The sequence below is a fragment of the Pelorhabdus sp. sgz311001 genome, assembly GCF_055901755.1.
Genome location: NZ_JBVXUT010000002.1, coordinates 607,460 through 630,184, shown reverse-complemented (window position 1 = coordinate 630,184; position 22,725 = coordinate 607,460). Strand labels below are relative to the sequence as shown.

Annotated in this window: 16 protein-coding genes; 15 read left to right on the top strand and 1 reads right to left on the bottom strand. The window is 45.8% G+C overall.

The window, feature by feature from the left end; translation table 11 throughout:
- From glgA to AC0MXB_RS08755, 10 genes are all read left to right on the top strand, one after another.
- Complete coding sequence (gene glgA, locus AC0MXB_RS08800) at positions 1-1,434, top strand: glycogen synthase GlgA (protein WP_474039285.1); 1,434 nt, start codon at positions 1-3, stop codon at positions 1,432-1,434.
- 21 nt (positions 1,435-1,455) lie between these two features.
- Positions 1,456-3,861, top strand: coding sequence for a glycogen/starch/alpha-glucan phosphorylase (locus AC0MXB_RS08795; protein ID WP_474039308.1), 2,406 nt, complete (start codon positions 1,456-1,458; stop codon positions 3,859-3,861).
- Positions 3,862-3,888: 27 nt separating this feature from the next.
- On the top strand, positions 3,889-7,275 hold the full coding sequence (gene malQ, locus AC0MXB_RS08790) for a 4-alpha-glucanotransferase (protein ID WP_474039284.1): 3,387 nt from the start codon (positions 3,889-3,891) through the stop codon (positions 7,273-7,275).
- Positions 7,276-7,396: 121 nt separating this feature from the next.
- The gene (locus AC0MXB_RS08785; RefSeq protein WP_474039283.1) at positions 7,397-7,807 is read left to right on the top strand and encodes an RrF2 family transcriptional regulator; all 411 of its coding nucleotides are present in this window, start codon (positions 7,397-7,399) and stop codon (positions 7,805-7,807) included.
- 18 nt (positions 7,808-7,825) lie between these two features.
- The gene (locus AC0MXB_RS08780) at positions 7,826-9,205 is read left to right on the top strand and encodes a cytochrome ubiquinol oxidase subunit I (RefSeq protein WP_474039282.1); all 1,380 of its coding nucleotides are present in this window, start codon (positions 7,826-7,828) and stop codon (positions 9,203-9,205) included.
- Entirely contained in the window at positions 9,196-10,200 is a 1,005-nt protein-coding gene (gene cydB, locus AC0MXB_RS08775; RefSeq protein ID WP_474039281.1) for a cytochrome d ubiquinol oxidase subunit II, read from the top strand. The genes AC0MXB_RS08780 and cydB overlap by 10 nt, the downstream gene beginning before the upstream one ends.
- A 123-nt stretch (positions 10,201-10,323) precedes the next feature.
- Positions 10,324-12,042, top strand: coding sequence for a thiol reductant ABC exporter subunit CydD (gene cydD / locus AC0MXB_RS08770; RefSeq protein ID WP_474039280.1), 1,719 nt, complete (start codon positions 10,324-10,326; stop codon positions 12,040-12,042).
- Entirely contained in the window at positions 12,039-13,844 is a 1,806-nt protein-coding gene (gene cydC / locus AC0MXB_RS08765) for a thiol reductant ABC exporter subunit CydC (RefSeq protein ID WP_474039279.1), read from the top strand. The genes cydD and cydC overlap by 4 nt, the downstream gene beginning before the upstream one ends.
- A 36-nt stretch (positions 13,845-13,880) precedes the next feature.
- Entirely contained in the window at positions 13,881-14,570 is a 690-nt protein-coding gene (locus AC0MXB_RS08760; RefSeq protein WP_474039278.1) for a DUF2225 domain-containing protein, read from the top strand.
- 30 nt (positions 14,571-14,600) lie between these two features.
- On the top strand, positions 14,601-16,442 hold the full coding sequence (locus AC0MXB_RS08755; RefSeq protein WP_474039277.1) for a hypothetical protein: 1,842 nt from the start codon (positions 14,601-14,603) through the stop codon (positions 16,440-16,442).
- A gap of 73 nt (positions 16,443-16,515) precedes the next feature.
- Here AC0MXB_RS08755 and AC0MXB_RS08750 read toward each other — a convergent pair whose 3' ends face one another.
- The gene (locus AC0MXB_RS08750; protein ID WP_474039276.1) at positions 16,516-17,013 is read right to left on the bottom strand and encodes a flavin reductase family protein; all 498 of its coding nucleotides are present in this window, start codon (positions 17,011-17,013) and stop codon (positions 16,516-16,518) included.
- 186 nt (positions 17,014-17,199) lie between these two features.
- Between AC0MXB_RS08750 and AC0MXB_RS08745 the strand changes: the two genes are divergently transcribed.
- The 5 genes from AC0MXB_RS08745 (at position 17,200) to serS (ending at position 22,695) form a co-directional block, all read left to right on the top strand.
- Positions 17,200-17,931 carry a demethylmenaquinone methyltransferase gene (locus AC0MXB_RS08745; protein ID WP_474039275.1) on the top strand — a complete coding sequence of 244 codons (732 nt, stop codon included), beginning with the start codon at positions 17,200-17,202 and terminating at the stop codon, positions 17,929-17,931.
- Positions 17,932-18,125: 194 nt separating this feature from the next.
- Positions 18,126-19,466, top strand: a complete 1,341-nt coding sequence (locus AC0MXB_RS08740) for a pyridoxal-phosphate-dependent aminotransferase family protein (protein WP_474039274.1) — start codon at positions 18,126-18,128, stop codon at positions 19,464-19,466.
- A gap of 29 nt (positions 19,467-19,495) precedes the next feature.
- Positions 19,496-20,134, top strand: coding sequence for a histidine phosphatase family protein (locus tag AC0MXB_RS08735; protein ID WP_474039273.1), 639 nt, complete (start codon positions 19,496-19,498; stop codon positions 20,132-20,134).
- Positions 20,135-20,227: 93 nt separating this feature from the next.
- Positions 20,228-21,103, top strand: coding sequence for an NAD(P)/FAD-dependent oxidoreductase (locus AC0MXB_RS08730; protein WP_474039272.1), 876 nt, complete (start codon positions 20,228-20,230; stop codon positions 21,101-21,103).
- Between the two features lie 323 nt (positions 21,104-21,426).
- Positions 21,427-22,695: a serine--tRNA ligase gene (gene serS / locus AC0MXB_RS08725; protein WP_474039271.1), complete on the top strand. Its 1,269-nt coding sequence runs from the start codon at positions 21,427-21,429 to the stop codon at positions 22,693-22,695.
- Positions 22,696-22,725 lie beyond the last annotated feature (30 nt).

Genomic DNA, 22,725 nt, shown 5'->3' with positions numbered 1-22,725 from the left:
ATGAAAAAAATCCTGTTTGTAACTTCGGAGGCAACTCCTTTTGCGAAAACCGGCGGATTAGCCGATGTCGCGGGGTCCTTGCCGGTTGAACTAGTCAAACATGGGTTGGACGTACGAGTTATGATGCCCAAATACGGTTGTATTGGCGCCCAGTTTAAAGATTCTATGGAAAAAGTCGCAGAAACGACAGTGAATCTTAATTGGCGCCAACAGTATCTCGGTATTGAAAAAGTCACTTACCATGGTATTACCTACTACTTTGTCGACAATGAGTATTATTTTAAACGGAAAAACCTCTATGGCTATTTTGACGATGCGGAACGGTTTGCCTTTTTCTGCCGTGCTGCGCTTGAAAGTATTCCATTGCTTGATTTTACGCCAGATATCCTTCATTGCCATGACTGGCATACAGGTCTTGTCAGCTTATATTTGAAGGAACGCTATAGCCAAGAGCCGCTTTATAAAGATATGAAGAGCGTATTTACGATACATAACTTGCGATTCCAAGGGGTTTTCCCGCCGGAAATTATGGAGTTTTTGGAATTAGGGCCTGAATATCTTACCGACGATAAGATGGAGTTTTTCGGTAACGTAAATTATTTAAAGACGGGGCTTGTCTATTCTGATCTATTAACAACGGTAAGTCCGACTTATTCGAAAGAAATTCAGCATCGAAGCCGGGGCGAACAACTTGATGGCTTACTGCAAGCGAGAAACCGTGAGCTTTATGGCATTGTCAATGGCATTGATCAGGAAGAGTTTGATCCTCATACGGATTCAGCGCTTTTTGTGAATTATACGCGCCAATCAGTCAAGCGTAAGCTGCAAAATAAGGTGCAACTGCAAGAAAAACTCGGGCTGCCTGTGAATGAGCAGACCCCTGTATTAGCCATGGTAACAAGAATGGATCTTTCTAAAGGTCTTGATTTAGTGGCTCAGATTCTTGATGAACTTTTAACGCAGGATGTGCAGCTTATTGTACTGGGCAGTGGCGATGAGGCCTATCAGAGTATGTTCCGTATAGCCAATCATCGTCACCCCCAGAAAATCTCAGCGCAGATCTTTTTTGACGAACATTTGGCTCGGCAAATTTATGCTGGTTCTGATATCTTTTTGATGCCATCGCTGTATGAGCCTTGCGGTATTGGACAACTGATTGCTATGCGCTATGGTTGTTTACCTATTGTCAGAGAAACTGGCGGCCTCAAGGATACGGTTCTTTCTTACAATGAAGCCACAGGCGAAGGCAATGGTTTTACTTTTGGACCCTATAGTTCCCATGATTTTCTCTATACAGTGAATCGCGCCTTAAATTTGTATCGTGAGGATTCAAAAACCTGGTATAAACTGGCTCGCGCCGCTATGAAGTATGATTCTAGCTGGGAACAGTCAGCCCGTCAGTATATTAGCCTGTATGAACAGTTAACCGAATGAGCGGGGAGGGCGAAAACGATGATGTTGGCCGATAAAGAAGAATTTAAAATACAGTTTGTGGACAAGCTGAAGACGCTTCAGGGAAAAACCTTAGAAGAGGCGACGCCGCTTGATGAATATCAAGCTCTGAGCGCTTTAGTGCGAGATCTCATTTTAAAGAAATGGGTCGATACGAACTCTGTTTATAAAGTCGACGATGAAAAGCAGGTCTACTATTTTTCGATTGAATTTTTAATCGGCCGTCTTTTAGGCTCTAACATGCTCAATTTGGGAATCTTAGATGCCTGGCAGGAAGGGCTTGATGAGTTAGGTGTCGATTTAACGAAGCTAGAAGAACAGGAAGCTGACGCCGGCCTTGGCAATGGCGGTCTAGGCCGTCTTGCCGCCTGCTTTCTTGATTCACTCGCTTCCTTGAAACTACCTGGTCACGGCAATGGAATTCGCTATAAGTATGGTCTTTTTGAACAAAAAATGGTCAATGGCGCTCAGGTAGAGAGTCCTGATAACTGGTTGAAGAACGGTTATATGTGGGAACTGAGAAAAGCCGATAAAGCAGTGGAAGTTCATTTTAATGGACGGATTGAAGTGGATGAATCAGCGGACGAACCGAAATTTAGCCATAAAGATTATGATACGGTCTTAGCTGTGCCCTATGATATTCCCGTGATCGGCTATAAAAACGATACAGTCAATACGCTTAGATTATGGAGCGCCGAAACAGCTGATACGGCTTTCAATAAAGGCGATTACAAAAAAGCGATGGAATACCGTTACGCCGTCGAGGCCATTTCAGAAATTCTTTACCCTGAAGATTCTTCTTACGAAGGTCGAGTGCTGCGACTAAAACAGCAGTATTTCTTTGTATCTGCAGGACTTCAAAGTATTGTTCGTCGCTTTAAAAAGCATCATCGGACCATCATGAATTTAGCGGATCATGTTGCGATTCATATTAATGATACTCATCCCGCGCTCTGTGTACCTGAGCTTATGCGTATTCTCATGGATGAAGAGGGTTTGAACTGGGATGAGGCTTGGCATATTACGACAAATACAATTTCTTATACCAATCATACTATTATGCCAGAAGCTTTGGAAAAATGGCCCATCGAGATTTTCCAAGGGCTGCTGCCGCGGATGTATATGATTGTCAATGAGATTAATGAACGGTTCTGTCGGGAGCTTTGGAACCATTATCCTGGTGATTGGGATAAGATTCATTATATGGCTGTTATCGCCGATGGTTTTGTGCGGATGGCCAATTTGTCTGTTGTTGGCAGCTATAGTGTCAATGGCGTAGCCGAAATTCATACAGAAATTTTGAAAAAAGACGTTATGCGTGATTTTTATCTGCATTATCCCTATAAGTTTAATAATAAAACAAATGGGATTACTCATCGTCGCTGGCTTATTAAGAGCAATCCGAAGCTGTCGAAACTGATTTCTGAAACCATTGGCGATAGTTGGATTCACCATCCTACGGACTTACGCCGCTTAGCACAGTTTGCCGAGGTCCCGCTTTTTCAGGAAAAATTTAGAGAGATTAAGCGACAAAATAAAATTCGGCTAGCTAACTATATTGAAAAAGTCAATGGAATTACCCTTGATGTAGATTCTATTTTTGATATTCAGGTGAAACGGATTCATGCCTATAAACGGCAAAGCCTCAATATCCTTCATGTCATGGATCTTTATAATCGCTTATTAGCCAATCCTGACATGGATATAACGCCTCATACCTATATCTTTGCTGGTAAGGCGGCGCCCGGGTATTATTTGGCAAAGCAGACGATTAAGCTGATTAATACAGTGGCCCAGGTAATTAATAATGATCCGCGAGTGAATGATAAGTTGAAGGTTGTTTTTATTGGCAACTACAGCGTGTCACTTGGCGAAATGATTTTTGCCGCCGCCGATGTGAGCGAGCAGATTTCCACAGCAAGCAAAGAAGCGTCAGGTACGGGGAACATGAAGTTTATGATGAACGGAGCTGTGACCTGCGGAACTTTAGACGGAGCAAATATTGAGATTTACGAAGAAGTTGGCGAGGATAATATTGTCATTTTTGGCTTAACAGCCGATGAGGTTTTAGCCTACTACGCGAATGGCTCCTACCGACCTCTGGAAATTTATGAAAACGACAGCGGGATTAAACTTGTTTTAGATCAATTGACCAATGGTTTCCTACCAGTTGGGCCCGATGAATTTAGAGCGATTCAAGACGGTATTATGCATGGTGATGAATATTTTGTGTTGCGCGATTTTGCGGCCTATCGTGAGGCGCAGCAGAAAATTTCTGACCGTTTCCGTGACAAGGCGCTGTGGGCGCGGATGGGCATTAATAATATTGCTTTTTCTGGTAAGTTTAGCAGTGATCGGACGATTAATGAATATGCAATCGGCATTTGGCGAGTACAACCCGTTTACTAATTGCTAGGAAACAGGCAGGTGAAGCAGATGGACAGTTGGATCGTTGTTCACGACTCACAGGATCTTCAGTATCGCAGTCCCTTTGGCGCTGTTGCTGTTATGACGCGCGTATGTTTGCGCCTTGAAACGGATCAAAAGGCGCTTTGGCAATCGGTACAACTTCGATTGTGGCAAGATGGCACGGGGGAGACAATTCTCCCCCTTACCTTGGATGCCAGTGGTTTTTATGAGGTCTCTTTTACGGTAGAACGACCAGGGCTGATTTGGTACTATTTTATCTTGGAAGCTGATAACTGCCGTTATTACTATGGGAATAATTGGGAAGTTTTGGGCGGTAAGGGCCAACTGTTGACAGAGCCGCCGCCAGCATACCAATTGACCGTCTATGAACAGCAGACTGTGCCGGACTGGTATAAGCAAGGTATTATGTACCAGATTTTTGTGGATCGTTTTTGCCGCGGCGGCAAACAAGAGGGACCCTATCCGCCGGGGGCGCTCGTTCATGCCCACTGGGATGATACGCCTATGTATACGAAAGATGTTCAGACGACGGAAATTATGGCTTATGATTTTTTTGGCGGTAACTTAGCCGGTATCCGCGAAAAATTGACTTATCTTTATGATCTCGGGATTACCATTCTTTATCTCAATCCTATTTTTGAATCCATTAGCAATCACAAATATGATACAGGCGATTATCATCAAGTGGATCCCCAGTTTGGTACGAAGGAAGAGTTTACACAGCTTTGCCGCGAAGCCGAAAAACTGGGGATTCATATCATTTTAGATGGCGTATTTAGCCATACTGGCAGTGACAGCCGCTATTTTAATCGCTATGGCCGTTATGATAGTATTGGCGCCTACCAGTCGCCGTCGTCGCCTTTTTATTCCTGGTTTCGGTTTAAGGGGTATCCTGCTGACTATGAAAGTTGGTGGGGCATTGATACGCTTCCCAATGTAGAAGAAATGAATGAAAGTTACCGAGACTTCATTATTCGTGATCAAAATAGTGTCATTCGCAGTTGGCTGAAGGCCGGAGCTAAAGGCTGGCGTCTTGATGTGGTTGATGAATTGCCGCCGGTATTTTTACAGGAGCTGCGTCAGGCCGTCAAAGAAACGGATCCAGAGGCGATTGTTCTGGGGGAAGTGTGGGAAGATGCTAGTCGCAAAGAAAGCTATGGTGAAAAACGCGAATATTTGTTAGGGAAAGAACTCGATTCTACGATGAATTATCCCTTCCGCCGGATTACGCTGGACTTTCTGTTAGGCCATATTAGCGCTGACGCCGCGCATCGCCGTCTTATGAGCCTTTATGAAAATTATCCCAAGGAACACTTTTACAGCGCCATGAATCTCATTGATAGTCATGATGTACCACGAGCGCTTTCCTTACTCGGTGACTCTTCTTATACGGGCGAGGAGCCGATTGCTAAGTTGAGTCGTCGTGCTTTGGAGCCAGAAGAACGCCGTCTTGCCAAAAACCGATTAAAGCTGCTGGTTTTGTGGCAGATGACGTTTCCCGGCGTGCCTTGTATTTATTACGGTGATGAGGCTGGCGTAGAAGGCTATAAAGATCCCTTAAACAGACGGACCTATCCGTGGGGCCAAGCCGATGAGGAACTGCTTTCTTGGTATAAAAAACTGACTGCTTTGCGTCAGAACTACCCGGTATTTTGTCAGGGAGATCTTACAGCGAAAGCTTTAGGCGAGCAGGTTTATGCCTATCGGCGCAGCGACGGAGTGCAGCAAGCCATTATTGTCTTAAATCGCAGTAGTCAGTGGGAAACGGTTCTTTTACCGATCGAGTGGACGCAGCTAGCTGATTTTGAAGATATTCTCTTTGAAGAACCGATTCTGCGCAGTGATTCCGATCAAGTGATTTTGACGCTTCGCCCGTATAGCGGCAAGGTACTTTTTTATGACGAAAGTCAAGCAAAGGAGCAAAAGGGTGAACAAGGCGTGCGCCGTGCTGGCGTTTTATTGCATCCCACATCGCTGCCAACAGAAGATCTTTGCGGTTCCTTGGGAAAAGAAGCCTATGACTTTATTGACTTTTTGCAAGGAGCCAATCAGTCGCTGTGGCAGATCCTTCCTTTAAATCCCGTCGGGTTTGGCGACTCGCCCTATCAATGTCCCTCCGCTTTTGCGGGAAATCCGCTATTACTTGATTTAAGCGAGCTTGCTGGTGAGCCTTGGGACTATAGCCAGCAGCCGCAAGAATTAGAAGCGGCAAAAGTTTGGAAGCTTTCGGCGTTGCGAAAGATTTATGATAAACAAAAGGCTGCTTTTTCCAGCGATGTAGCTAGTTTTAGCGAAACCAATCGGGAGTGGCTTGAAGATTACGTTTTATTTACCGCCTTGTCACGTCGGTATGGGTCTCCCTGGAGTCTTTGGCCGCAAGAATTAAAGTATCGCGAGAAAGTTGCTTTAGCAAAAGCGAAAGCAGAACTTGCGGAAGAGATTAGTTTTGAACGTTTTCTACAATATCACTTTTTTCGGCAGTGGCAGGCTTTACGCCGTTATGCCAAGCAGCAAGGCGTTGTGATTGTCGGCGATATGCCCTTATATGTGGCTTACGACAGTGCCGATGTCTGGAGTCGTCCCGACTTATTTGAACTTGACGAAGCGTTAACACCTGTAGCTGTGGCCGGCGTGCCGCCTGATTATTTCAGTGCGACGGGACAACTTTGGGGGAATCCGCTTTATCGTTGGGAAAAGCATGAAGCAGAGGGGTTTGCCTGGTGGCGTCGCCGCCTTGGCGTACTGCTAGACTGTGTAGACTTAGTGCGGCTTGATCATTTTAGAGGCATTGAAGCCTATTACTCAATTCCCGCGGGAGCGCTTACGGCTGAGGCGGGGCAGTGGCGCAAGGGGCCTGATGCTAAGCTACTGCAAGCGTTGCAGCAGGGGCGTGATATATTACCGCTTGTGGCTGAGGATCTCGGTTATATTACCGAAGCAGTGGAGGAACTGAAACAGACTTTCCAGCTGCCAGGCATGAAGGTATTGCATTTTTCCTTTTATAAAACCGAAGCGGGCTGTGCACCGATTGCGATTCCGCGTCATTCTTTCGTCTATACGGGAACGCATGATAACAATACGACGCGCGGCTGGATTCAGGAAATGCTTGCAGCCTCGCACGAACAAAGCTGTTTACAAGGCCCCTTTGGTAGTGTCAACGAAGAAACTGCGGCGATGAAGCTGATCGAATTTGCCTATGCCAGTAAAGCGGTCTGTGCCGTCATTCCAGCACAGGATTTGCTCAATTTAGACAGTCAATTTCGCATGAATCAGCCGGGCACTGTGGGCGGTAACTGGAAATATAGACTGACACAAGGCGATCTAACCAAAGAATTGCAGCAAAAGCTGGCAAAGCTCACTTCTCGCTACAAGCGAAATATCCTATTGAAATAAGAGAGAATTGCTTTTGTTTACAAGGAATCTTTTTGTGAGAAAAGGTTGACAAAAGAAAAAATAAAGTGCTAAAATGTAATTAATACCAAAGTGGTAATGTATTGAATGGAGGCGATTGCAGATGCAGTTGAATCAAGCAACTGATTATGCCTTCCGGGTCGTTTTGCATTTTTCAAAACTTGCGGCGGATACGGTAGTGAGAGGTCAGACTTTGGCTGAAAAGGAGAATATTCCCGCCCGCTTTCTGCTCAAAATTATGCGTTCTCTCACACAGGGAGGTATTATTCGTTCTTACCGCGGCGTTGTTGGCGGCTACGCCTTAGCAAAGCTGCCAGCGGACATTTCGCTTTATGATGTTATTGAAGCGCTGGAAGGACCCATTAATATTCATCGTTGTCTAGCCGGTCCGGAAAGGTGCAATCGCTTGAATGGCGGGCAGTGCCGCGTCCACTACGCACTTGCAGGAGTGCAGAATTCGCTAGTTGAGGATTTACGTAAGATTTCTTTCGAGATGTTAGCACGAGAGGAATAAAAGATGGGAGGGTAAAGTATGGAGCTCATTTTAGCACGATGGCAGTTTGCGATTACGTCGACCTATCATTGGTTGTTTGTGCCCGTTACACTGGGGATGACGATTTTAATTGCCATTATGGAAACCATGTATGTTCGCACAGGAAATGAAATGTACAAGAAGATGACCAAGTTTTGGGGGAAATTATTCTTAATTAATTTTGCAATGGGTGTTGTCACCGGGATTGTACAGGAATTTCACTTTGGTATGAATTGGTCAGAGTATTCAAGATTTATGGGTGATATTTTTGGGGCGCCTCTAGCCTTGGAAGCTTTAACAGCCTTTTTTCTCGAATCTGTCTTTGTGGGTGTTTGGATTTTCGGCTGGGAGCGGTTTTCGCCCAAAGCTCATGCCGCTACAGCTTGGTGTGTAGCGATTGGCAGTAATTTATCAGCCTTTTGGATTCTCGTAGCTAACTCCTTTATGCAGCATCCTGTTGGCTATGTGGTTCGTAATGGCCGGGCCGAATTGAACGATTTTGGTGCTGTAGTAACAAATCCCTATGTAGTACATCAATTTCCTCATGTCGTTTTGGCCGGGATTGCTACGGCAGGCAGCCTCGTTATGGCGATTAGTGCCTGGCATTTGCTGCGGAAAAATCAAGTCGAATTTTTCACCAAGTCGATGAAAGTCGGTGTTACGGCAGCGCTGTTAGGTATGGTGCTTACAGCAGGGGCCGGTCATGCATCAGGGCAGTATTTGGCTGAGGCGCAGCCCATGAAGCTGGCCGCTTTGGAAGCCTTGTGGCATACCGAGCAATCGGCGCCGTTCTCGCTGGTTTCTTCGATTAATGAAGAAAAACAGCAAAATGATATGGAAGTGTCTGTTCCAGGCATGCTTTCCTTCCTTGTTTATAACTCGACGCAGGGTGAAGTTAAAGGCTTGAAAGACTTGCAAGCAGAATATACGGCAAAATATGGTCCTGGCGACTATATTCCCGCTGTTGTTCCTACTTTCTGGGCCTTTAGAGCTATGGTCGGCGTTGGTTCGCTTATGATTCTTTTGGCTGCTTGGGGCGCTTATCTCGTCTATACACAAAAAATTGCTGAAGCGACAACCGCACTGAAAATTCTCTTTTGGACGTTGCCGCTTACCTATATTGCGAATGCTACAGGCTGGTTTGTAGCGGAAGCTGGACGGCAGCCTTGGATTGTAGTAGGACTGCAGAAAACGGCTGAAGGTGTTTCTACGGCAGTTCCGGCAGGTAGTATTATGATTTCGCTTGTTGGCTTTACATTGATTTATGGTCTCTTAGCTGCAGTAGCACTTCGCTTGTTTATCAAGTTTATTAAACTTGGGCCTGACAGTAAACCCGCTGTTACAGTTAAGACGAACAAGGGGGCGACATTATGGAACTGAATCTAGTGTGGTTTGTCCTTGTAGCAGTACTCTTTATCGGGCTCTTTTTCTTAGAGGGCTTTGATTGGGGCGTAGGCATGCTGACGCCCTTTTTGGGACGTAGTGATAGTGAACGGCGTCAGATTATTAATTCGATTGGACCGGTATGGGAAGGAAATCAGGTTTGGTTGATTACGGCAGGCGGTGCAACTTTCGCAGCTTTTCCCCATGTATATGCTACTTTATTCAGTGGCTTTTACTTGGCGCTGTTTCTTATGCTCTTTGGCTTGATTGTTCGCGGCGTCGCTTTTGAGTTTCGCAGCAAAGAAGACAGTCCGGCCTGGCGTAATGCTTGGGACTGGCTTCTCGCCATTGGCAGTTTTATTCCGGCACTTCTCTGGGGCGTTGCTGTATGTAATTTAATTGCCGGAACGCCAATTGATGCTAAAATGCAGTATGTAGGTACTTTCTTTGATCTCTTGACTCCTTATACGCTTGTAGGTGGGATTGCTTTTCTGCTGGTCTTTCTCTATCATGGTGCGGCCTATCTCTATTTAAAGGTCGGTCAGGAACTTGCTGACCGAGCTAGAGCGGCAGCACTGCAAATCGGTCTTGGCACGGCATTAGCCTGTCTGGCCCTCTTCGGTCTCAGCTTTACAAGCACCGATATGTTTCAAAGCACACTATCGCTCGTCGCTTTTGTTTTAGCGATTGTAGCCTTCTTAGCATCTTACTTCTTTTTTTACAGTAAAAAAGGCGGGTTGGCCTTTCTGTTTAGCGGGTTGGCGATTGCCTTTACGACGATCGCTTACTTTGCCGGACTTTTCCCGCGGATTATGGTATCAAGCCTCAATCCAAGCTGGAGTTTGACGATTACGAATGCGGCAGCTTCGCCGATGACTTTAACACTCATGACCTATGTAGCTCTGGTTTTTGTGCCGATTATTCTCATTTATCAGAGTTGGGTCTATTATCGTTTTGCCAAACGGGTAGATCCCCACGATCTGGAATATTAAGTCTTCCTAGTTCGTGACAGACAACAAGCAATAATTTAAGCCGGCTCTTAGAGCCGGCTTTTCTTTGAAGTTTCGTTACAAACAGTAAAACTGGCTTAGGATGGAGAGAAAGTAGGGATTTCTTTGATTGACCGAACGTTGCTGCAGGCAGGAAAAAATGAAAAAAATACCTTTTGGCGACTCATTGCCCTTGGTTTAGCTAGTGCTTGCGGCGCCGTGGGGCAAGCCTATTTACTGACGCTGCTTATGCAAAACTGTTTTTTAGCGGGAAAGCCGCTGGCCGCTAGCAAAGAGTTAATTGCAGGGCTAGTCGTTCTAGCGCTGCTTAGAGCGGCAGTGATGCGCGGACAGGAAACGGCAGCCCATTTATTTGCCAGTCGTGTGCAACAGACATTGCGGCATAAAGTGATTTCTCATATGTTTCACCTTGGCCCTGTCGGCTTGGCACCGCTGCCGTCGGGACAAGTGATTCATCAGGTTACTGCAGCAATTGATGGTATGGAAGAGTACTTTTCTCGGTTTTTGCCAGGTCTATGTTTAGCGGGCTTGATTCCTGTCAGTTTGTTGGCATTAACGGTTTCGCTGGACTTTTCTAGCTTTGTGCTTATGGCGCTAACTGCCCCTTTGATTCCTTTATTTATGATTCTCATTGGTAAACAGGCTGGCAAACTCAATGAAGCGCAATGGGAAGTATTGAGCCGTCTTAACGCTCATTTGCTTGATGTACTGCAGGGGCTTGATACGCTGAAACTCTTTGGTCGCAGTAAAGACCAGTTTACCGTCATTAGGCGGCTAAGCAGCGAATTTCGCGATAAAACACTGAGAGTATTGCGAATTGCTTTTTTGTCGGCTTTCGTCTTAGAACTTGTGGCGACAATTAGTACGGCACTCATCGCTGTCTCTGTCGGTCTAAAGCTTCTCTATGGCCACATGGAATTTGAACAAGCCTTTTTTGTGTTATTGTTAACACCGGAATTTTACTTACCGTTACGTCAGCTTGGCGCGTATTTTCACGCTGCCATGGCGGGTACAACAGCGGCCCATCAGGTTTTTGATTTTTTAGCGCTGACGCCGCCCCACACTTTTTCGGGACGAGAGCCGCTGCCCTTTTCTCGCTCCGTTGCTTTAAAACTGGATCATGTTACAGTAAAGTACGGTACTACAACGGTCTTACATAATATTTCGCTGTCGATTGCCAGGGGTCAGACTGTTGCTCTTGTGGGGCCCAGCGGTTCTGGTAAAACGACCTTAAGTCGTCTCTTTTTAGGCTTTTTGGCACCTGATTCTGGCTCTGTATATGTAAATGAGAAATCGCTTTCCGAACTAAAAAGCTCTGATTGGTTGGCTCATGTTGCCTATGTGCCGCAAAACCCTCATATTTTCTATGGGACGATTGAAGAAAATATTTGCTTTGGTCTAAATAAAAGTCGTAATGAAGTGGAAGCGGCTTGCCGTCAGGCTCAAATTGCGGATTTCATTGCTGACTTGCCTGACGGTTATGCGACGGTCATTGGTGAAGGCGGTCGCGTTCTATCAGGCGGGCAGGCGCAAAGACTGGCTATAGCTCGGGCGTTTTTGAAAGATGCGCCTTGCTTGATTCTTGACGAAGCTACCGCCAGTCTTGACATACAGGCTGCTGCTGATTTGCAGCAGGTATTGCAGAATTTAATGGCTGATCGTACTGTCTTGTTTATTGCCCATCGCCTATCAAGCGTCATGACAGCTGACCAAATTGTGGTATTGCAGGCAGGGCAAATTGTCGAACAAGGCAAGCACGATGAACTTGTGGCGCAAGGTGGGCTCTATGCTCATTTGTTTCATGCCTATAGGAGGTCTTTATGAGCGAACTCGTCTATCTTGTGCGACTGCTGCGCTCCCATTATAAACTGGTTTGTTTGACAGTGCTGCTGGGGGCCGTGACTGTGGGCAGCAATATTGGATTGATTGCTACTTCCGCTTATTTGATTTCTCAGGCGGCGCTTCATCCTGAGCTGTATACACTTAATATTGCCATTGTTGGTGTACGGTTTTTTGGCATCTCCCGAGCCTTGTTTCGTTATGCCGAGCGCTATGTGTCTCATGATGTGACCTTTCAACTGCTAGGGGACTTGCGTGTTTTAGCTTATCAGGCCATTGAAGCGTTGCCTGAGACGAAGTGGCTACAGTTGCGTAGTGGCGATCTATTAAGCCGTCTTGTTTTTGATGTGGAGACGCTAAAGTTTTTTTATCTAAAAGTGTTAGCGCCGCCCTGCGTAGCTTTTATTGTGGCAGTTAGTACGGCTGCGTGGCTAGGAACGTATGATATTACCCTGTCTTTTGTGCTCCTTTTTGGTTTTAGTGCAGCTGGTCTGCTTGTGCCGGTTTTACTGTATTGGCTGAGCAAAGCGCAGCGTCAGCAGGAAGCTTTGCAACGAGCTGCCTTAGAAGCGGCGCTCGCTGATTCGCTGCAAGGAATCACTGAGATTGCCGCGTATGACCAACAAGAACGTTATGAAGGACAGTTGAGAGCATGGAGTGATGCCTATAGCAAAAGTCATGTCAAAACGGCTGTGGCGAAAGGCAGTGGTGATGCCTTACTACATCTTGTTACCCAGTTGACAATGCTCTTGGGAGTCATGGTAGCTGCGCCGCTTGTTACTTCAGGAGCTTTGTCTGGCGTAAGTCTTGCTGTAATCGCTTTAACACTGCAAAGTTCTTTTGAAGCAGTAGCGGTTTTACCCCACTTTCCCTTCCATTTTCTCGAAAGTAAGGCTGCGGCCAAACGTTTGATCACTCTAATGCCGATAGACGGTGCTGGTGTTCAGGGCGAGCCGAGGCGCGAGCTGCCAGGGCAAGTGAACGAAGCGAAAGCTTCAAGCTTGGCTAAACTTGACACGATCAAAATAGAAAATCTTACTTTTTTCTATGAGGGGCAGACAAAGCCTTTACTAGAAAATATTACTCTAGCCATTAAGCCAGGGCAGAAGGTGGCGCTGATTGGCGCCAGTGGTTCTGGCAAAACGACACTCGCCAATCTCTTGTTAGGATTTTTTCCGTGGCAAAATGGCAGGATTCTTTATGGCGAACAGGACGTAAGTTCAATAGCGCCAGAGCATTGGCGGCAGAAGATCGCTGTTATTAGTCAAAAGACCCATATTTTTAATACGAGTCTGCGAGATAATATTTTGCTGGCGAGGCCAGCGGCGACAGAGAAAGAACTCGCTGAAGCGATTGCAGCAGCCAAGCTGACAGAGCTTTGGCAAGACAAGCAAGACGCTGCCCTAGGAGACAGTGAGGCAAAGCGGTGTCTCTTGTCTGGCGGGGAACGGCAACGCGTCGCCATTGCCCGGGCGCTACTTAAAAATGCTGCTTTCGTGATTTGTGATGAGGCGACAAGTAACCTTGACGCTTTATCCGAAAATGCTATTTTACAGGAAATGGCGGTTCTCTTTCGCGACAAAACCGTGCTGACCATTACGCATAATCTCACTAAGCTATCGCAAATGGATCAGATTTATCTGCTTGAGCAACATCATATTGCGGAGCAGGGAACACAAACGGAACTTTTAGCAAAGCGTGGCCTCTTTTATCAGCTCTACTGCCTACAGCAAGAGTCGTTTTGTGACAGGAATTTTCTCAACGCTGTCGAATACATGTCACAATAAGAGGCACTTTGCTCAAAGAGGTAGGGATGATGAATTATGGTAGCTCCAATTTATGAGACGGATAAGGAATGTGCAATCTGCGAAAAGTCCTTTCAGGTAACGAAGACACGTTCTCGTTTAACGATGACACATCAAGATGGTGATTTTTGTACGTACTATAAAGAAGTAAACCCTAACTATTACAGCATCTGGGTTTGCCCTCATTGCGGTTATGCTGCATATGACAGTCACTTTTCTGAACTGACTCAGGCTTCCAAAGATAAAGTTGCGGCTTTTTTGAAGACGCGGGAAGTACATGTGGACTATAGTGGGGAAAGAACCTGTGAAAGTGCCATAGAGACATTTAAATTGGCTTTGTTTTTCGGTAAAATAGCTATGTTTTCCGCCAGTCGGATGGCTGCTTTATACTTGCGTTTAGCTTGGCTGTACCGCGAGTTAGAGGAAAAAGAGAATGAACTGGCAGCATTAGAACAGGCGCGACTTTCTTATGAACAAGCTTTACTGAAAGAGCGACCGCCCATTGGCAATATGAGCGGTATTACCGTGGAATATTTAATTGGGGAGCTTTATCGGCGTACCGGTCATTTGGATGAAGCTTTGTCTTATTTCGGCAAGATTGTTTCTGACCGACAGGCGAAAATGGAGCCGCGGATTCTTAAGATGGCGCGAGAAGGCTGGCATAAAGCCAAAGAAGAAAAAAAAGAACAAGAAACTGCTTCAAAATAGCGGCTAGCGGGCTGGAAGGAGGGGAAACCTGTGGTTTCAGGCGATTTAATCGGCAGAAAAAGTGTCTTAGAACAAGCGCTTTATCAGCTTAACGAGTTTCTCGATGGGGCGTCACAGCAGGATGTAGTGGAGAATTTGCGTACTTTATATGAACAGGAACGGACGCTGCTTGTGCAACGCGAGAAGAAAGAGCTAGAACGACAGCAAGCGGGGCTGACTGTAGCAATTATTGACAGTCAGCTTGATGAACTAAGGACTGTATTAAAGGAACGTTCAAAAGGGAAAAAAGAAGAGCTTTTCGCGGTTATGAAGCAAAAGCGTTGGTACTTTTTTAAAAATAATCCATTTTGGGTCTTTGACAGGCATACAGGACTGTTATGGCCGAATCTTGATTATGTTGAACTGTTTTCAGGCAAAAGAAATGAAGTTGTCAGTCAGATTACGCTGCATGAGCTTGGCGACTGGTCTGTTCCTTCTTACCGCGATTTTAAACTAGCCTGGGAAGATCGCTCCTTTCCTTTCTTTACGGCTAATTTTCAGGTGCTGTGCCGCAAAAAATGGCAGGAAGAGACACGGTTTCAAACGGAAGAAGGATTTATTTCCTCGGTCGATTTTAGTTATAACACGGGGGACTACCCTAATTGCGCCTTGTATCCTTGTAATCGCAATTTTGAGACTGATGAGTTCCAGGTGGACCGTCATAACCGACTTTATCCCGATGGTTTCGAGAGTGAACGACGTCTGCTACGCTTTTTTCTGGAACAACGTCTATTTCCTTTTTTTGACAACGAAGCCCAGCAAGAGATTTTTAATAAATTTGTTCGGCGCCGCGAGTTGATGAAACAATATTCTAAACTCTTAGAGGAGAGTTCTCCCTTAGAAAAGGACTACGCTTTACCCGACTTGATTCGATTGTGTCGGCAAGATCTTGTAGAGTTGCCGGAAAAAACGTCAGTTCTACAATTTTATCAATTAGCGCAAACTTGGTTGGATAAGCTCCATGATGGTATTGACGCCTATGCAGCAGAGCATGGCCCTTTGCTGCAGGTCTTACATAAGTTATTTCAGAAAACGCAGACTTTTGACTTTTCCGTGTATCCCCCTTCTGGCAAAGAACAGGCGTTAGCGCGTCAGGCTTGCCTGAATGAATTGTGCAGTGTGACATTGCAAGATTTGCTTAGTGATGTCGCTTTGTTGCAACAAGATGTAGCGCAGCTTGGCGAGTCGCTGCAAAGTGTTTTAGCGTCAAAGGGCGTGCTAGAGCGATTGGCGGCGTTAGAGAAACAGGATCGTCCCAGCCTGATATTTTTGCTTGATTTTATTTGCGATCGCCTAGAAAAAGGTCTTAAGACAATACGCTGGCGCATTACTCATTTTTCTTTAATGGAAGCGCTGTTTGAGGCCCAGATACGGCTTCATGAATACTATACAGTTACGATGCCTCAAGACCAGGCATTGTTGACGGCGCAGTGCGAAGAACAAGAGTTGCCTGTGGCTTTAGCTGAGCAGTGGGGCGAGCGGTGGCGCCAAGAGATAGAAATGATTGACAGCCGCTTTTTATCGCTTTTCCGTGCAGTCGAAGATGAGATTATTCCTGATTCGACGGCTGTATTTTTAGGGCAAAAGCTGAGTCAATATGCGGCGCAGGTGCGACGGTTTTATACAGAATTCCGGCTACAGCTGTACTTAAAGCATGCCGAAGCGGCGGACTTCGAAAAAGAACGAAAAGAAGAAAATGAACAACTCCTAAAGCTAACAGGTCAACTGACAGCTGCTGTTAAATCAGCAAGCTTTGATTTAGAAAAAGCAGCGGCTAAGACTTTTTTACGGCATTGGAGCGAACCTTGGCTCAAAGCCCGTTCGGGAAGTTAATAAAAACAGGCTGGCAAGCGCAGCTTTTGCTGCGGCTTGCCAGCCTGTTTTTTTAGCCGATTCATAATCGGACTTATTTATCGTAGCTTGCTACAATTTCACCGTAATACATGGTATGATAATCACCATTTTTGTACCAGCGGTCCTGCTCAGCGCCATCCAGTGCGGCGCTGTCCATGGTTTGTTTATATAAGACTTTGCATTCATAAAAACGGTCACATTCACCAATTACTGGGACGGCAACTTTTTTTCCTGGCACAGCTGTGAGTTTAGCAGCAGCAATCTTATCAAGATCGCGGCCTGATTTACTGCCGCACAGCGCCAGCGCTTCTTTGAGATCGCCATAGGGAAAGCTTACAGTAAATTCGCCGTGCTGATCGAGTAGCTCTTTACTATAGCGGGACTGGCGGACAAGAATGGTAAACACCGGTTTTCCCCACAGAAAGCCAATATTACCCCAGGCAATTGTCATAGTATTAACCTTTGAGCCGTCGCTTGTCGTTAGAAAAGCGCCTTTCTCTAATTGCTTAAGTACTTTGCCTGTTTCTTGCTGATAACCTTTATCGCACATGTTACGACACTCCTTTTATACGAAAGTTCATCTATAAAATTCTCCACCGGATAAATTTTCCCTGTCGTCTGCACCAGGAAAGATTGAAAAAGCTTTTCCAAAGAGAGTATAATAAATAAGAATAAAGAGTTTTATTTATTATAAAGAAAGCTGTCGATGCAGTCTAAATAAAAGGAGCGAGTTGCCTTGGAGCAGTTTGACGGTGTCAGTAAACAAGAATATGTGCATGAAGTTTTTACAACGATTGCATCAAAGTATGATTTGTTAAATTCGGCGTTAAGTTTTAATCAGGATAAGTATTGGCGCCGTTTTGCTGTAGAAAAGGCTAATCTTTGTCCAGGCGATTTGACTTTGGATGTGGCCTGCGGTACGGGAATGTTGGCGCTAGAACAGGCAAAGACTATGGGGACAGGTCAGATTGTTGGCTTTGATTTTTGTCAGAACATGTTGGACAAAGCAGCAGAAAATATTGCTGCAACCGATTATGCCCCGATGATTAAGTTGCTACAGGGCAACGCCATGGAACTTCCGTTTCCTGACAATACCTTTAAAGCAGTTACGATTGGTTTTGGCTTACGCAATATGCCTGATTATAAGCAGGTGATTGCCGAAATGGTTCGAGTAGTGAAGCCTGGCGGGAGAGTCGTTTCGTTAGAGCTCGCTAAGCCAAGTATGCCCGGTTTTAAGCAGCTTTACTATTTCTATTTTGAACAGGTTTTGCCTTTCCTGGGGAAACTGGGCATCGGTCAAGAAGGGCCTTATCGCTGGTTACCGGAGTCGCTGAAACTGTATCCGCATCAGCAGATTGTAAAGGAAAGCTTCATCGCTGCAGGGCTTGCTGACGCCTGTTGTTACGAACTAACAGGCGGAATCGTGGCCGTTCACGCTGGAACAAAAGGGGCTTGTCTGGCAAAATAGCGCTTTATTGCAAAGGCTGCGTTTATAGAAAAGACACTTGACTCTATAACAGAGATCCATTATAATCGGAATTGTTATAATAAAAGTATAAAGACTTAGCAATGAGCAGGACCCATTGGACAGTAGACATACAGAGAGCCGGCGGTTGGTGCAAGCCGGTTGGATAGTGCCGATGTTCCGCCTGGGAGCTTCTAGTGATAAAGCAAGACGGAGTCGCCCGTTATCGCGAAGTGAGTTGGCGTAATAGCAACAAGGGTGGCAACGCGGGAAAAGCTCTCGTCCCTATCAGGGATGAGGGCTTTTTATTTTTTTATGAGCAGCTTTTTGGTGAATTTAGCGATAAGGAGACGATCAAAATGTTAAAAAAACCCACTTTATTTATGCCTGGCCCGACGAATGTGCCTGAACGAGTGCTGCAAGCTATGGATAGGCCTGTAATTAATCATCGGGGCCCAGCTTATGAAGGGATGTTTCGGAAAGTCAGTACTGAGATGCAGGGGATCTTTCAAACGCAAGAGCCTGTATTGATTTATCCAGCGGCTGGTACTGGCATGATGGAAGCAGCGATCGTCAACGTCTTATCGCCTGGCGATATGGTGCTTGTTGTATCGATCGGCGTTTTTGGCGACCGCATTGCCGATATTGCTACGCGCTTTGGCTTAAAGGTGGAAAAGCTTGCCGTAGAATGGGGCTGCGCCGCTGAGCCGCAGGTCTTGAAAGAACGGTTAGAGCAAGATGTGAACCGCGAAATTAAAGCCGTGTTTATTACCCATAATGAAACATCTACAGGGATAACGAATCCTTTGCAGCAATTAGCGGCAGCGGCAGCGGCGGCTTTTCATCCAGCGCTGGTGATTGTTGATGCTGTAAGCTCCCTGGGCGCTATTGAGCTAAAAATGGATGAATGGGGACTTGATGTTGTATTTACAGGCGCCCAGAAGGCGCTTATGTTGCCGCCTGGGCTTGGTTTTATGGCGCTAAGTAGTAAGGCTATGGCCGCTTATGAAACGAGCACTTTGCCAAAATACTATTGGGATGTGGCTTTGCTTAAAAAATCTTTAGCGAAATGGCAGAATCCTTATACACCGCCTGTAAGCCTGCTCTTTGGCTTGCAAGAATCTCTTACCATGATTGCGGAAGAAGGCCTTTACGCTATTTTTCGGCGTCATGAAATTCTCGCACGGGCCGTTCGCGCTGGCGTCACAGCCTTAGGATTAGAGCTGTTTGCGCAAGGAGCCGGAGCATCTAATGTAGTTACGGCAGTAAAAGCGCCAGAGGGAATTGGCGGCAAGGCGATTCAAAGCCATATGCGCGAATTTTTCGGAATTACCTTAGCTGGCGGTCAAAAACAGTTGGAAAATAAAATTTTTCGTATCGGTCATTTAGGCTATGTGGCGCCGACGGACGTATTGCTTGTAATCGCCGCACTAGAGATGACGCTGACAGCGCTCAAAGTACCTTGCAGCCTTGGCGAAGGAGTAAAGGCTGCGCAACTGTCGCTGCTTGCTGATGGCTTGTTAGTAATGGATCATTAACTGTCACCACGATTAAGGGAGGAATTATTTTGGTACGGATTATTTTAGTGCGTCACGGCGAAACGACTTGGAATAAGGAAGGGCGCTATCAAGGGCAGATTGATACGCCACTCAGTGAGCGCGGCTTGGCGCAAGGCAAGGCTGTGGCTGAAGCGCTGAAAGAGATTCCCATTGATTTGTGCTATGTCAGCACTTTATCACGGGCCAAAGATACGGCGGGTTTCTGTATGGCCTATCATGACGGGCCTGTTTATGAAGACGAACGGTTGCTAGAGATTAATCACGGTCTATGGGAAGGAAAGCTGGCCGTAGAAATCGGTGCTGAGTACCCTGAAATGCTGCAAGAGTGGCGCACCAAAGTCGTCGGTGTAACGATGCCAGAAGGCGAGAGCATTACCACGGTTCGTGACCGAGCCATGGCCGCCTTCCGTGATTATGCAGCAAAGCATGACGGCAAGACGATTTTAGTTGTGGCCCATGATGCTGTAAACAAAGCCGTTTTGTGCGATATGCTCGATATTGGCCTCGATCATTTTTGGCAGGTGAAACAGGATAATACCTGTATTAATGTGGTAGAATATAGCGAAGGCAAGTGGCGGTTGGTATTGATGAATTCGACAGCTCACTTAGGCTTTTTGTTTAGCGGGATTGAACAAAAGGGATTATAAGTCCACTTCTTTAAAAATTATCTTGCAGGACTTTTTTGCTTAAGCGGTTAATTCTTAAAAAAGAGGAAACCCTTAAGAAAAGGAGGTCGTATTATGGCCGATGTCTTTGATATTGCCGTGATTGGCGGCGGTCCTGCCGGATTATCAGCTGTTTTAACAGCAAAAAATCGTAATAAGAGTGTGTTACTATTTGAGCATTTGGCCTTTAGCCCCAAGTTGCAGAAGGCCCATCAGATTGATAACTACCTAGGTCTTCCTAATGTTACAGGGGCGGCGATGATGGATGTTTTTTCGCAGCATGCCCTAAGTCGCGAGCCTGTTCTCGTCAAAGAGAAGGTTGTTAATATTTTTGCAACAAATCCTAATTTTATGTTAGTCACAGGGAAAGAAACTTATCAGGCTAAAAGTGTAATTTTAGCAACAGGCCTGATGATGGCAAACCTCTTTGATGGAGAGAAAGAGCTGTTAGGGCGCGGCGTAAGCTATTGCGTCACTTGCGACGGCATGTTTTATCGCGGGAAAAATGTAGCGGTAGTATCTTACACCGCCGAAGCGGAAGAGGAGAGCAACTTCTTAGCTGAAATTTGCCAAAGCGTTACTTATTTGCCGCAATACAAAGGGAATTACGAGAGACTCGATAAGGCCATTGCGGTTTTTGCCGCGAAGCCGCAAAAGGTCTGCGGCGAAGAACAAGTCTCTGAGCTCATGACCGATCAGGCTGCTTTGCCGATTGACGGCTTATTTATTATGCGTGAATCGGATCCGGTGGAATCACTGTTACCGGAATTAGAATTAGACGATAAAGTTGTTCTTGTGGACAGGCAAATGGCTACAAATGTGCCTGGCGTTTTTGCCGCCGGTGATTGCACGGGTAAACCTTGGCAAATTGCTAAAGCTGTGGGGGAAGGGTTAGTCGCGGCCTTGAGTGCGGTTTCTTACCTGGATGGACAAAAGCAAGAACGGAAATAGGTAAAAAACTTTGCGCCAAGGCGTAAGATATAGTAAAATAGGAACATACTAGAAAATTTCTCTTATAATATAGATGAATTTGGCGATGACAGGACTACGATTATGAGGCAGTTTTCAGAGAACTGGCGGTAGGTGCGAGCCAGCAGCAGTCCATATCTATCCCCCCTGGAGCTTGTGGGAAACTGCACGGCTTGCGGCCGTTATCCGTTGATGAAAGTGGACTCATAGAGTCAATAAGGGTGGCAACGCGGGAAAACTCTCGTCCCTGTTTTTTGGGCGAGAGTTTTTTGTATGTTTTTTATTTTATGAAGGAGGTATTCTTCGTGTTAGATATTAAATTTGTACGGGAAAATCCTGAGGTAGTGGAACAAGCTTTAAAAAATCGCGGCGCAGCAATGAGTCTAGAAGATTTTTTAGCGCTCGAAAAGCAGCGCCGTGCGCTGCTGGCTGAAGTAGAAGCTTTGAAAAGTAAACGTAACAGCGTATCAGCAGAAGTCAGTCGCCGTAAGAAAAGCGGCGAAGACGCTGAGTCGCTCATCGTCGAGATGCGCGGTGTTGGTGAAGCCATTAGTTCGCTTGACAGCCAAGTCAAAGAAGTGGAAGCAAAACTTGACGACATTATTAAAAGCATTCCCAATGTGCCGCATGCATCGGTTCCAGTGGGGAAAGATGAGAATGATAATCCGGAAATCCGCAAATGGGGCGCGCCCCGCGAATTTTCTTTTGAGCCAAAGCCCCATTGGGAAGTCGGCGAAAAACTCGGAATTCTCGATTTTGAACGTGGCGGCAAGGTTACTGGAGCTCGCTTTACCTTCTGTAAAGGTCTTGGTTCTCGTTTAGAACGGGCGTTGATTAATTTCATGCTTGATCTGCATACTGGCGACCATGGCTATACCGAATTTTTCCCGCCCTTTATTGTCAATAAAGATAGTATGATGGGTACGGGCCAATTGCCCAAGTTTGCTGAAGATATGTTTAAGCTGGAAGGTCTTGATTATTATTTAATTCCTACAGCGGAAGTGCCAATTACCAACTATCATCGCAGCGAGATTCTTGATGACGCTGACTTACCACTCAAGTATACCGCTTATAGCGCTTGTTTCCGGGCGGAAGCTGGCGCCGCTGGCCGTGATACGCGAGGCCTCATTCGTCAGCATCAGTTTAATAAAGTAGAAATGGTAAAATTCTGTCGCCCCGAAGATTCTTATGATGAATTAGAAAAACTGACGCTCGATGCGGAAAAAGTGCTGCAGCTTTTAGGTTTGCCTTACCGTGTAATTCTATTGTGTACTGGCGATGTGGGCTTCTCGTCAGCTAAGACCTACGATTTGGAAGTCTGGCTGCCAAGCTTTAATAAATATCGTGAAATTTCCTCTTGTTCAAACTTTGAAGATTTCCAAGCTAGACGGGCTGATATCAAATTTAGACGCCAGCCTAAAGCAAAACCAGAATTCGTTCATACTTTGAATGGATCCGGCGTAGCGATTGGCCGTACGGTTGCGGCGATTTTAGAAAATTATCAGCAGGAAGATGGTTCGGTTATTGTACCGGAAGTCTTGCGGCCTTACATGAAGACAGATGTGATTCGGTAAGTTTTACTGCATGATATAAAGAAGACTGCC

Bases quoted from the DNA above. Each gene is read 5' to 3' on its own strand.
- AC0MXB_RS08780 (WP_474039282.1), top strand. From the start codon at position 7,826: ATGGAGCTCATTTTAGCACGATGGCAGTTTGCGATTACGTCGACCTAT.
- cydC (WP_474039279.1), top strand. From the start codon at position 12,039: ATGAGCGAACTCGTCTATCTTGTGCGACTGCTGCGCTCCCATTATAAA.
- cydB (WP_474039281.1), top strand. From the start codon at position 9,196: ATGGAACTGAATCTAGTGTGGTTTGTCCTTGTAGCAGTACTCTTTATC.
- malQ (WP_474039284.1), top strand. From the start codon at position 3,889: ATGGACAGTTGGATCGTTGTTCACGACTCACAGGATCTTCAGTATCGC.
- AC0MXB_RS08760 (WP_474039278.1), top strand. From the start codon at position 13,881: ATGGTAGCTCCAATTTATGAGACGGATAAGGAATGTGCAATCTGCGAA.
- glgA (WP_474039285.1), top strand. From the start codon at position 1: ATGAAAAAAATCCTGTTTGTAACTTCGGAGGCAACTCCTTTTGCGAAA.
- AC0MXB_RS08730 (WP_474039272.1), top strand. From the start codon at position 20,228: ATGGCCGATGTCTTTGATATTGCCGTGATTGGCGGCGGTCCTGCCGGA.
- AC0MXB_RS08795 (WP_474039308.1), top strand. From the start codon at position 1,456: ATGTTGGCCGATAAAGAAGAATTTAAAATACAGTTTGTGGACAAGCTG.
- AC0MXB_RS08785 (WP_474039283.1), top strand. From the start codon at position 7,397: ATGCAGTTGAATCAAGCAACTGATTATGCCTTCCGGGTCGTTTTGCAT.
- AC0MXB_RS08750 (WP_474039276.1), bottom strand. From the start codon at position 17,013: ATGTGCGATAAAGGTTATCAGCAAGAAACAGGCAAAGTACTTAAGCAA.